Origin of the sequence: Acinetobacter sp. CIP 102136, assembly GCF_000369685.1 — a bacterium.
GTDB lineage: Bacteria > Pseudomonadota > Gammaproteobacteria > Pseudomonadales > Moraxellaceae > Acinetobacter > Acinetobacter fasciculus.
The window spans coordinates 823179-835288 of record NZ_KB850142.1 but is presented as its reverse complement, the minus strand read 5'-3'; the positions used below and the strand labels follow the sequence as shown (position 1 = coordinate 835288).

Annotated in this window: 13 protein-coding genes; 5 read left to right on the top strand and 8 right to left on the bottom strand. The window is 41.7% G+C overall.

Going from position 1 to position 12110, the window contains the following annotated elements; genetic code table 11:
• Positions 1-514: 514 nt before the first annotated feature.
• A complete protein-coding gene (locus F893_RS09540; protein WP_004646792.1) occupies positions 515-745 on the bottom strand; it encodes a hypothetical protein in 231 nt (76 codons plus the stop codon).
• 252 nt (positions 746-997) lie between these two features.
• Here F893_RS09540 and F893_RS09535 point away from each other — a divergent pair, with 252 nt between their 5' ends.
• The gene (locus F893_RS09535; RefSeq protein ID WP_005251660.1) at positions 998-1474 is read left to right on the top strand and encodes a CinA family protein; all 477 of its coding nucleotides are present in this window, start codon (positions 998-1000) and stop codon (positions 1472-1474) included.
• 102 nt (positions 1475-1576) lie between these two features.
• Complete coding sequence (locus tag F893_RS09530; RefSeq protein WP_004646791.1) at positions 1577-2197, top strand: hypothetical protein; 621 nt, start codon at positions 1577-1579, stop codon at positions 2195-2197.
• A 66-nt stretch (positions 2198-2263) separates the two neighbouring features.
• Here the strand turns inward: F893_RS09530 and prpC are convergent, their stop codons facing one another.
• Both prpC and prpB read right to left on the bottom strand, forming a co-directional pair.
• The gene (prpC, locus tag F893_RS09525) at positions 2264-3403 is read right to left on the bottom strand and encodes a bifunctional 2-methylcitrate synthase/citrate synthase (protein ID WP_004646790.1); all 1140 of its coding nucleotides are present in this window, start codon (positions 3401-3403) and stop codon (positions 2264-2266) included.
• A 4-nt stretch (positions 3404-3407) separates the two neighbouring features.
• On the bottom strand, positions 3408-4292 hold the full coding sequence (gene prpB, locus F893_RS09520; RefSeq protein ID WP_004280180.1) for a methylisocitrate lyase: 885 nt from the start codon (positions 4290-4292) through the stop codon (positions 3408-3410).
• 230 nt (positions 4293-4522) lie between these two features.
• Between prpB and F893_RS09515 the strand changes: the two genes are divergently transcribed.
• From F893_RS09515 to F893_RS09505, 3 genes are all read left to right on the top strand, one after another.
• On the top strand, positions 4523-5170 hold the full coding sequence (locus F893_RS09515; RefSeq protein ID WP_005251658.1) for a TetR/AcrR family transcriptional regulator: 648 nt from the start codon (positions 4523-4525) through the stop codon (positions 5168-5170).
• 114 nt (positions 5171-5284) lie between these two features.
• Entirely contained in the window at positions 5285-6205 is a 921-nt protein-coding gene (gene argF / locus F893_RS09510; protein ID WP_004280178.1) for an ornithine carbamoyltransferase, read from the top strand.
• A 104-nt stretch (positions 6206-6309) separates the two neighbouring features.
• Positions 6310-6783, top strand: coding sequence for a hypothetical protein (locus tag F893_RS09505; RefSeq protein WP_004646787.1), 474 nt, complete (start codon positions 6310-6312; stop codon positions 6781-6783).
• A 102-nt stretch (positions 6784-6885) separates the two neighbouring features.
• On the opposite strand, the gene F893_RS09500 is transcribed toward F893_RS09505, so the two are convergent.
• The 5 genes from F893_RS09500 to argC form a co-directional block, all read right to left on the bottom strand.
• Entirely contained in the window at positions 6886-7239 is a 354-nt protein-coding gene (locus F893_RS09500) for a YnfA family protein (RefSeq protein WP_004646786.1), read from the bottom strand.
• Positions 7240-7330: 91 nt separating this feature from the next.
• Positions 7331-9607: an ATP-dependent Clp protease ATP-binding subunit ClpA gene (gene clpA / locus F893_RS09495; RefSeq protein WP_004646785.1), complete on the bottom strand. Its 2277-nt coding sequence runs from the start codon at positions 9605-9607 to the stop codon at positions 7331-7333.
• Positions 9608-9616: 9 nt separating this feature from the next.
• Positions 9617-10030 (bottom strand): ATP-dependent Clp protease adapter ClpS, encoded by a 414-nt coding sequence (clpS, locus tag F893_RS09490; protein ID WP_004279780.1) that lies wholly within the window; start codon positions 10028-10030, stop codon positions 9617-9619.
• 18 nt (positions 10031-10048) lie between these two features.
• Positions 10049-10798: a DUF6776 family protein gene (locus tag F893_RS09485; RefSeq protein WP_004279781.1), complete on the bottom strand. Its 750-nt coding sequence runs from the start codon at positions 10796-10798 to the stop codon at positions 10049-10051.
• Between the two features lie 77 nt (positions 10799-10875).
• Complete coding sequence (gene argC, locus F893_RS09480) at positions 10876-11931, bottom strand: N-acetyl-gamma-glutamyl-phosphate reductase (protein WP_171066778.1); 1056 nt, start codon at positions 11929-11931, stop codon at positions 10876-10878.
• Positions 11932-12110: the final 179 nt, after the last annotated feature.

Below are 12110 nucleotides of genomic sequence, written 5' to 3'. Positions count from 1 at the left end.
CAATTGGTTGTGCGGTAGATTTTGTGTGTAGGCTTCTTCATTTGAAAATTATATCGCTGAAAAAGCCTTTACAGATAGGTTTGTGCAACAAAGCCCTTTATAGGTCAAAAATTTATTATCCAATAAAAGGAATAACTTAAGTCCTATTTCATATATAGGAAAATTTTTAATAAAATTTAAAAAGCGTTATTAAACAGAACCACTTAATAACTATACTATTGATATTTATAAATATATACAAATAAATCTAAATCTTCTATATTTTTAAAAAATTAAATAAAACATTAAAAATACAATTCTTTTTGAATATTATTAACTGTGAAGAAATACGATACTTAACATGACCTCACCAATAAAACTTAAGCTGTTTCGAATTTACCTTGACTTTAATTCAAATATTTTTACTTATTATTTTGGTATAAACTTAGATCAAATCATTGTTTGTAATTATATTTATTAATCTATTTATAATAAATAAGCCCCTTTAAAAGAGGCTTATTCTATTCAGTTTTTATTAGATATTGACTACTTTGACGATAATCGTTTGAGTATCTTCCTGCTCTTCGGCCAGATACAAACGTTTAAGCTCTTTGCTTTTCACTTTGAACTGCAAATTCTGATAAGAAATTGTGCTTGGTATCTGATCAAAATATTGACCATCAGCGTCAATTTCTTCCTGAAATAATGGTGTACCCAATTGATAGTCAAGACTTTTTAAGACTACATATTTTACTGTGGTTTTCATTCCAACACCCTACTTTCACTAAGCACTTTATTTTTATTTTTACCACTGTTCCGCCTGAGAAGAAACCTCTATTTTTGAAAATAGCCCAAACTTTAACCACTCAGATTTGCGATCAGGTCAACATGAAATTACACTGATCTATGAAAAAAATTTTAACTTTCATAAAAATATAAATATACTTGGAGTTGATCGACAGGAAAAAATCTGCCTAGATTGATCTAAAATCACTCCCACAAAGAAAATATAGAGACTATGACAAAAACCTGTTGCGGCTTACTCGAAGAGAAAAACATAAAAATTGCCTTTATCGAAAGCGCAAGTTCTGGATATCTCAGTAGCCAGTTCTCCATTTGTAAAGGAGAAGGTGCCGAAATTCTGATTGGTGGTTTGATCTGCTACGATGTAAGTGTCAAGACTTCAGTATTGGGCATTTCCAAGAATCTGATCAATAGTCATACTGCGGAATCTATGCCGGTAACGGTTGCTCTGGCGGAAGCAGGTAAAAAAATGTTCCGTGATGCTGACTGGATTATTGCCTGTACAGGATTGCTTAAACCAGGTGGTAGCGCGACACCAGAGAAACCGGAAGGGACTTTTTTTGTGGCCATTAATGATGGCACGCAAATCCATCAGTTCCAGTATTATCTCAAAGGCTCGCCACTTGAACGCCTCAACAAACTGTCCGCTGTGGTTGCACATGACATGATCAATCTGTTGAATAACAGCTAAGCTTTCAAAGTTACTGTATAGCCTGAATAAGCTTCATTATTTCTACCGTATTTTAAGATAGATTGGCATGATCAGATGCCAATCTATTTTTTTGAGGGTGGAATGACCATGAATATTAAAACTGCACTGCTCCTGCTCCCTCTGAGCTTGCCCACTCTGGCTTTCGCTACCGTAGGCGGTCCACAAAATATTGAAGTTCTAGGCTATGAAGTCAAAGAACAGAAGCTTTATATCATGCGTCACTATCTTGATGGTCGTGGACGCTTGCCTCAACTATATTATTATAATTTTAAATCCCAAAAACCAAATCAACTGGTTCAGGTCAATTCCTTATATATCAATCCTAAAACCAAGCGCATCGATTATGATCAAGACAGTCGCAAGTTTGATCAGGACATTGCCAAAATCAAAAAACGTTTAGTTCCATTAAATCCAATTCAAAAATCAAAACCACAGCTTAAGGTGTTAAAGACAAAAAAAGGTAGCGCGCCTGCCTGGCATGACCCTCAGGAAAAAGTGCCAAAATGGACCTATCAATATCAAGTGAAATCTGGCTTACAAAAAAGCGCGGTTCAGCAAGCGGTTAGTTATCAGCAAGGCTTGAAAATTAGCCAGGCCTATAAAGTTCCGAGACAAAATAAAACTCTGGTAATAGTAAAGTATCTGGGTATTCCTTTTGAAACAGGTTATAGCATTGAAGATCCGGCACTGTTAAGCCGATAACGAAACCGATAAAAAATAAGGTCTCAATTGAGACCTTATTTTTTTTATTTTTACTACAGAAACAGATTAAGCCGCAGTAGAACGCTCAGCGATTGGCACTACTTTACGCAACTCTGGCCCAGTGTAATCCGCGCTTGGACGGATAATACGATTGTCTGCACGTTGTTCCATCACATGTGCGGCCCAGCCTGTCACACGCGACATAACAAAGATCGGGGTAAACAGCTTGGTTGGAATGCCCATAAAATGATAGGCAGATGCATGGAAGAAATCCGCATTACAGAATAATTTCTTCTCACGCCACATGACTTCTTCACAGCGTACCGAGACTGGATAAAGTACCGTATCACCGACATCTTTGGCCAAACGCTCAGACCAGACTTTAATAATGCCATTACGCGGATCATTGTCCTTATAGATCGCATGACCGAAGCCCATGATTTTTTCTTTACGTTCCAGCATGCCCAGCATTTCACGTTCAGCTTCTTCAGGCGACTTCCAGTTTTCAATCATGTCCATCGCAGCTTCGTTGGCACCGCCATGTAGAGGGCCACGCAAGGAACCGATTGCACCGGTAATACAAGAGTGCATATCGGACAGCGTTGATGCACACACACGAGCGGTAAAAGTTGAAGCGTTGAATTCATGCTCTGCATACAGAATCAAGGAAACATTCATCACCTGTTCATGTAATTCATTTGGCTTTTCGCCATGCAGTAGATTCAGGAACTGCGCACCGATTGAATCATCATCGGTATTTTCTTCAATACGCACGCCGTCATGGCTATAACGATACCAGTAACAGATCATTGCCGGCAAAGTTGCCAAAATACGGTCTGCGATATCCTGTTGCTGCTCAAAAGATTGCTCAGTTTCAAGATTGCCCAGCATGGAAACGCCAGTACGCATCACATCCATTGGATGTGAGTCGGCAGGAATACGCTCAAGGACTTCTTTTAATGCCTGAGGTAAAGTGCGTAAGGATTTCAGTTTGGCTTTGTAGGCTGCCAATTGCTCTGATGTCGGCAATTCTCCGAAGAAAATCAGGTAAGCGACTTCTTCAAACTGGCAATGTTCAGCCAGATCCTGTACGTCATAACCGCGATAGGTCAGGCCTGCGCCACTTTTGCCTACTGTTGAAAGTGAGGTTTTACCTGCCACTTGTCCGCGCAATCCTGCGCCAGTGAGTACTTTTCCTTCAGCCATTTTTTTAATTCTCCTGTTTAAACAGTTTATCTAATGTGTCTTCGAAGCTGTGATAATCTAAAAATTCGTAGAGTTCTTTTCGTTGTTGCATGATATCCAGCACATTTACCTGAGTACCATGTTCGCGCACCGAACGCATCACTTCAAGTGCGGCTTTTTGCATTGCACGTGTCGCTGACAATGGATACAGCACCATGCCAATGCCCTGCTCAGCCAATTCATCTACCGTATAATACGGCGTATCACCAAATTCGGTAATATTCGCCAGGACTGGCACACCGACCGCATCACATACTGTACGGTACATGGTGATATCAGTCATCGCTTCAGCAAAAATCGCATCTGCGCCCGCTTCAACACAGGCAGAAGCACGGTCAATCACGGCTTGCAGGCCTTCTTTTTGTAGCGCATCGGTACGCGCCATCACCACGAAGTTTGAATCGGTTTTCGCATCTACAGCAGCTTTGATACGATCGACCATTTCCTGTTGCGATACGATTTCTTTATTTGGACGATGACCACAACGCTTCTGTGCAACCTGATCTTCAATATGAACCGCAGCGGCTCCTGCTGCAATCATCTGTTTGATCGTTCGGGCAATATTTAATGCGCCGCCCCAACCGGTATCAATATCAACCAGTAAAGGTGTATCCACACGTTCAGTGATCCGGCGTACATCTTCAAGAACATTATCCAGGCTGGTCATGCCCAGGTCAGGCAAACCATAAGAATAATTCGCGACACCCGCACCTGATAAATAAATGGCTTTATAACCGACCTGTTTGGCCATCATGGCAGCATAGGCATTTACCGTGCCCATAATTTGCAATGGTTTCTCGACTTCAAGCGCTTGTCTAAATCTTAAACCTGCAGACATTTGTTCTGTCATCTTCCTTTTCCACAGTCTTGGCTATAATTATTGAAATTCGAGTATACTCATTTGGCTTGCTCATTCCATAACCCGATAGAACAAACACTCTAAAACTTTAGTCAAATTTTTAAGTTTTGCTTTACCTAATTAGCAAATAGCGCACTTATCTGGCGCAATTATGAAATATGTGCATATATTTGCTATGATGGCGTTTCAATCTTTATTGTCATGTTGATGTACGATCTCCTATGCAAGACCTTGCCCTAGAACCGCTCGCCAAAGATCTGCCACAGACCAAACGTGGTCATGAGCGTTGTATTGCGCTGCTGATCAGTGCAACCGAGCTATTTCTGGAACGGGGTTATGACGCTGTCTCTCTGGATGATATCGTCCAGCATGCCGGAGGCTCCAAAGCTTCGATCTATAAATACTTTGGCAATAAAGAAGGCTTGTTTAAAGCCATCTGCGATTATCGTCGTATCAAGTTTTTTGAAGATATCAGTATTCCGATCGAATTGATGGCACTGGATTTTCGTAGTTATTTAGTACACACGCTACTCAATTTTTATCACCAGATCATGCAACCTGAAAACTCGGCCTTTATGCGTCTGATGCTGGAACAGAGTCAGCGCAATCCAGAACTTGCCCAGCATATTCATGAGCGAGGCCCGGTGCATGTACAAAGTGCCATTGCTACGGCTTTAGAACAGGCAGATGCGCAAGGTTTATTGCATTGCGAGAATCCGCAATATTCGGCACAGTTGTATTTTGGTATTTTGCGCAATCTGGAATGGCGTATTCTGATGGGAATTCCGGTACAGGAAGATGATCAGGAAATCGACAAATACATCAGTTATTGTGTGGATCGCTTTTTAGACGGTCATCAAAAAGTCTAGTTTTTTTGCATTTTTCATTGCTTATAGTATATTAGCCGATTCCGTATTTTTTTCTTAAACTAACCAACAACTGATTGTTGATCGAGTTTTTCGGCAATTATTGTGGAGTAACGAATGGCTCTCCGTCACTTTCTCACCTTACGCGATTTATCAACTTTAGAACTTAACCAGATTTTGCAACGCGCAATTGAGCTTAAGCGCAAACAGCATAACAATGAAGTGTTCCAACCATTTGTTGGTAAAGTGATGGGCATGATTTTTGAGAAATCGAGTACCCGTACGCGTGTTTCGTTTGAAGCTGGCATGAGCCAATTTGGTGGTAGCGCGATTTTCCTGTCTTCACGCGATACCCAGTTAGGTCGTGGTGAACCGATTGAAGATTCTGCACGTGTGATTTCAAGCATGCTGGATATCGTGATGATCCGTACTTTCGGCCATGATATCGTGGAGCGTTTTGCATCTTATTCAAAAGTTCCAGTGATTAATGCGTTGACAGATGACCACCATCCTTGCCAGCTACTTGCTGACATGCAGACTTATGTAGAGCAACGTGGCTCAATTGAAGGTAAAACTGTTGCCTGGATTGGTGATGGCAACAATATGTGTAACTCTTATATTGAAGCTGCACATATGTGGGGCTTTAATCTGAAAATTGCAGCGCCAAAAGGCTATGAGCCACAAGAAAAATTCCTGTCTGAATTCGCGCATTGTGTGGAACTGGTTCCTTCTGCTGAAGATGCAGCGGTGAATGCTGACCTGATCGTGACTGATGTTTGGGCAAGCATGGGTCAGGAAGAAGAGCAGAAGATCCGTGAAAAAGCCTTTGCAGATTATCAGGTGAATGAACGCCTGATGGATCTTGCACATCCGGATTGCTTGTTTATGCACTGCTTGCCTGCGCATCGTGGCGAAGAGATTTCAGAAAATCTGCTTGACCATAAAAATGCCGTAGTTTGGGATGAAGCTGAAAACCGCTTGCACGCGCAAAAAGCTTTGGTTGAATTCCTGATTAATGAAAATCTGAAAAAAGACTAATTTTTTAAGATGAATCTTCACAAATTAAGCACCAATCTCTGGTGCTTTTTTTGTCTCAGCTCTTATAATCATTGTTGAAATGGAATAAAAAGTGATTTTATACAATGCAAAAAAAATATTGGGCTTTGGCACTCTTGACTGGTTTTAGCAGTGTCGCCTTACCGGTGCATGCTTCTGAATTTGACCAATATCTTCAAGAAAAAAATATTATTGACAGCAAATTTAAAATTCAGAAAAAAGCTGAGCTGAATGAATTGCTCGCAGTGCTCAGTGCAGAGGATTCCAGAACTTTACCATTGCAGATTGATCAAAATACGATTATTGAACAATTACAGTTAAGTGCCAATAAAACCACACTGAAAGGCATGATCATCACGCCCGATTTTAGCCAGTTTGAAAAAGACTTGGGGCGCAAAGAAGTGATGAAAGTCATTCGCAATAATCTGCTCAATAATTGTGAAATTTTCTTTGAGCATCGCTATCAGATTGAGAACCCTTACAAGGTTGAACTCAGCCTGAACTCGCAGACACAAACATATAAAACGGATATTTCCCAGAAAGATTGCAAATTAAAATAATCTAAACACATAAGACATTTATTTCGATTCAGGATTCAAGAATCCTGAAAACAAAAGGTAGCCGTGGCTACCTTTTTTAATAAGGTTTACTGTTATATCTTGCTAACGCACCAAGCCTTGCGGCTGCAAAATAATAATCAACGCGCCCAGTATTACCACCATGCCACCAAGTAGATCCCAACGCGATAGAGTCACTTGATCAACGAAGCGCAACCACATCAGTGCTGAAAAAATATAGATACCGCCATAAGCGGCATAGATCCGTCCTGAAGCAGCTGGATGCAAGGTTAACAGCCAGACAAAAGCCGCCAAAGCCAGAGCTGTCGGAATCCATAACCAGTGGCTTCTCCCCTGATTTAAAATCAGATAGGGAAAATAACAACCTAAAATTTCCATCAATGCCGTGACTAAAAACAGTAAAAATGTCGTGAACAGCTTGGTAACTTGAATATCCATAATTTATCTTTTAAATGATATGAATTTGATAATTTAAAATATGAGTCCATGAAAAAACCCGTGCAAGCACGGGTTTGATCCTTCTTATTAATTAAGCTGGTTCAGCAGTCTGGTCTTCAAAAACTTCAAGTTTTAAGCCAACCGCTTTACCATTTTCTTTTTTCACAGATACTGCAACATTGCCGCCATTTTCAGCCAGCTCACCAAACAGGATCATCTCAGCCAGCGGTTTTTTCAGGTGTTCCTGAATCAAACGTTGCATTGGACGTGCGCCCATTAAACGGTCATAGCCATGTTCTGACATCCATTCACGTGCACTCTGATCCACTTCCAACATGACTTTTTTGTCATCTAGTTGTGCTTGAAGTTCAGTCAGGAATTTATCTACAACATTTTCAATAATGCTGCTTGGTAATGCCTTGAACTGAATCACGCCATCGAGACGGTTACGGAATTCTGGCGAGAAAACTTTCTTCATCGCTTCCTGATTATCGTTACTATTGTCCTGTTCCATAAAACCAATGCTGACACGTGAAATACTTTCAGCACCAATATTGGTGGTGAGTACCAAGACCACGTTACGGAAATCAGATTTACGCCCGTTATTATCAGTCAATGAACCATGATCCATAATCTGCAATAAGAGGTTAAACACATCTGGATGCGCTTTTTCGATCTCGTCTAGCAACAGCACACAATGCGGATTTTTGTGAATCGCATCGGTGAGCAAGCCACCCTGATCAAAACCGACATAGCCCGGAGGTGCACCGATCAAACGTGACACTGCATGACGTTCCATGTATTCCGACATATCAAAACGAACCAGTTCCACACCCATCTGTTTCGCGAGCTGCTTGGTCACTTCGGTTTTACCAACACCTGTAGGACCCGCAAAGACAAAACTACCTACAGGCTTATCTGGAGACTTCAAACCGGCACGTGACAGTTTAATTGCAGAAGCCAAGGCCTCAATCGCTTCATCCTGACCAAAGACCACACGTTTTAAATCACGCTCAAGATTTTCCAGCACACTCTTGTCATCTTTAGAGACAGTTTTCGGAGGAATACGCGCAATTTTAGAAACGATGTCTTCAATATTTTCTACGGTGATTAAACTGTCATCTTGTTCTGCTTTGAGACGGCGCTGAGCACCGGCTTCATCAATGACATCAATCGCCTTATCTGGCAAGAAACGGTCGTTGATAAATTTCGCAGAAAGTTCTACCGCAGACACTAAGGCTTGATCTTCATATTCCACATGATGGAAATCTTCAAACTTCGATTTCAGACCACGTAGGATATCAATAGTTTCAGAAATAGATGGCTCATTCACATCAATTTTCTGGAAACGACGCGATAAAGCATGATCTTTCTCAAAGACCTGACGGTATTCCTGGAATGTGGTTGACCCGATGCAGCGTAAAGAACCATTTGCCAGCGCCGGTTTGATCAGATTCGATGCATCCATGGTACTGCCCATACTCGAGCCTGCACCAATAATCATGTGAATTTCATCAATAAACAGCACTGCTTCAGGTTTCTTTTTCAACGCATTTAAAAGCTGTTTCAAGCGTTTTTCAAAGTCGCCACGGTATTTGGTTCCTGCCACCAAAGCACCAATGTCCAGACTGAAAATTTCAGCATTTTCCAGTGGTTTTGGCGCTTTACCATTGACAATTAACCAAGCCAGCCCTTCAGCAATCGAGGTTTTACCGACACCTGGATCACCGACAAGGAGTGGGTTATTTTTACGACGGCGGCAAAGAATTTGCGCGGCACGCTCGATTTCTTTTTCACGACCAATCAGTGGATCGGTCTTACCTTTTTGTGCTTCAACATTCAGGTTAGTGGTATAAAGTTCAAGTGGACCTGAACTTGCTGAAGATGCTGATTCGCCATCTAGATCTTCGATTTCTTCTTCAGACTGTACATCTTCTTTACGGGTACCATGAGACAGGTACTGAGTCAGGGTCAGACGGTTAATTTGATGACGTTTCAGCAGATAGACTGCAAATGAGTCACGCTCAGAATACATGGCAACCAGAATATCAGCACCTTCTACAGTACGATCGCCGCCGCTTGACTGCACGTGAAAAATCGCGCGTTGCAAGATCCGGTCGAAGCTTTCTGTCGGGTGTGGTGCCTGATCACTATTTTCACCAAGTTTAGGGGTATGTTGTTCTACGTACTCTTCTAATTCCTTACGCAACACGATGATGTCCGCACCACATGCTTTGAGAGCATTCACGGCTGAATCATTGTCGAGCAAGGCTAACAATAAATGTTCTACGGTCAGGAACTCATGTCTCTTTTGACGAGCCATGCTGACAGCCAAACGTAGTGATACTTCTAATTGACGACTGAGCATGTAACCCCCTTAATCTTTAGGCTCTATTTGGCAAAGTAACGGATGACCTTGTGATCGAGCATAATTATTGACTTGGTTCGCTTTGGTCTCCGCAATGTCTCGAGGATAAACCCCAGCTACACCCTTTCCTTCATAATGTACAGTTAGCATTACTTGTGTAGCTTGGTCAAGATTCATTGCAAAGTATTGTTGTAAAATTTCAATTACAAACTCCATCGGCGTATAGTCGTCATTTAATAAAACAACCGCATACAACGGTGGACGTTTCAGTTCTGGCGGTGCAGTCTGTACAGCTAAGTCAGAATCACCGTCTTCAGAGGGTTCATTTGCTAAACGTGGGCTGATATGCCAATCAACGATTCCAGACTCATTAAAAGAATTTTTAATATCACTTAAACACATTTGACGTTTATTGCTTGGCATAAGATTTATATTTCACACTTAATTTGCATTTGCTTCGGTTTTCGGAATTTCTGACAAGGTGGCAGACTGATTTTCGACTGCTTTGCCCTGTTCCCAACTAAAACGACGAATCACAGGCTTGGCACCAGTAAGACGCACTTCAATAAATTCTGGTTTAAAGCCTTTCGGCATGGTCCAGCGGCCAGTGAGTCGCTCATAATTTTCAAAATTAAAGTTTTTATCTTCCAGTGGTACCACCAGAATTTCAGTCCCTTTAATCAGGCGCAGTTCCACACTACCTGAAGCACGACTTTTGCCTGGACTGACCTGAACCAGATCAATCTGGTATTCAAAGGCATTTTCGGGTAATGGTTTAATCGACAGGTTTTGAACCGCCAATGCCAAACCACCACGCTGACGCAAAATTTCGCGATAAATGGTTCCTACACTTTCAGCCTGCACCTGTTCATCACGTGCCTTGGTCATGGCCAGATACAGATCATTGGCGTTGCTGACAGCTAGATCACGCTCCTGAACCGCAGTATTCAGCGTCTTGTTCAGTGTTTCAAGACTGGCTTTCTGAGTCTGTACCACATCGACCAGTTGCTCTGCATCTGCATCATAACCCGCCGCAGTCAAACCCTGACGATGTCCTACGGTATATCCGAGTACGCCACTGCTTAAGATCAATACAGCCGCACCAATGGCCAAGGGCGTATTACCTTTCATGAATGGTTTCTTAGTCCCGGGTTCCTGAGGAAGCGTCGTATTTGACTCGTTATTCGGCATTTTGATCTCTTGTTTGCTTTAATCAAGACACACATTTAAATGCAAATCTAAATGTGTGTGAAGTTCTAATACGTTTTTTATGGTAATAAACCAATATTATTTAAGCCAGCGTCTTCAGCAAAACCAAACATCAGGTTCATGTTTTGTACAGCCTGACCTGCTGCCCCTTTTACCAGATTGTCTTGTGCAACCAGTACAACCAGTTTCGTTGGTTGTGGCTTATACAAGGCAATACGCAACTGATTCGCTCCACGCACTGAACGGGTTTCGGGTGAGCTACCCGCCGGCATAACATCGACAAATGCTTCATTGGCATAGAACTGCTCATATAGCGCTTGTAAATCTGCTGATTGGCCTGCTTCAGTTAAATCGATATAGATGGTCGACAACATACCACGAATCATCGGCACCAAATGCGGTACAAATAAAATATGATCAAACACATTTTTTTGACCTGAAATTTTTTCCAATGCTTCGACAATTTCAGGGTGATGACGATGACCCGCTACACCATAGGCCTTAAAATTATCGGAATTTTCAGAATAAATCATGCCCAGACTGGCTTTACGACCTGCACCTGATACACCAGATTTGGCATCGATAATAATGCTTTCAGGTTTCACCAATGCTTCAGCCGCTTTTAAGACCGGCGCCAGACCCAACTGAACTGTAGTTGGATAACACCCCGGATTCCCGATCACACTGGCCTTTTTAATTTCTTTACGATTTAGCTCAGATAAACCATAAACAGAATCTTTTAACAGTTCTGGACATGCATGTTGCATGCCATACCATTTTTCAAACTGTTCAAGATCTTGTAAACGAAAATCTGCCGCCAAGTCGATCACTTTGGTATTTGCAGCAACCAGCTCTTCGGCATGTTTCATTGCGACACCATGCGGCGTTGCAAAGAACACCACATCGCATGATTTTAATAAACCCAGACTCAAATCAGAAAATTTAAGATTGGTATGCCCGCGCAAGCTTGGGAACATGTCATCTACACGACGACCTGCTTCAGTACGTGATGTCAGTGCTGTTACATTTACATCTGGATGTCGTAGCAAAAGACGCAAAAGTTCAACGCCTGTATAACCCGTACCACCCACAATACCCACTGAAATCACGATGATTACCTCAAATAAATGTTTCCTTTATACAGCCTAGTATGACAGGAAGTTGAGGTTTTCTAAACCATTTCACTGGGGTTTGCTGGTTTTTTAATTGATCAGTAGGATAAGTCCGATTTTGATCATGAAACTTTTAATTTGCTTAGGCTATTTCAATAGAGTTATATGGACTTATTAATTAT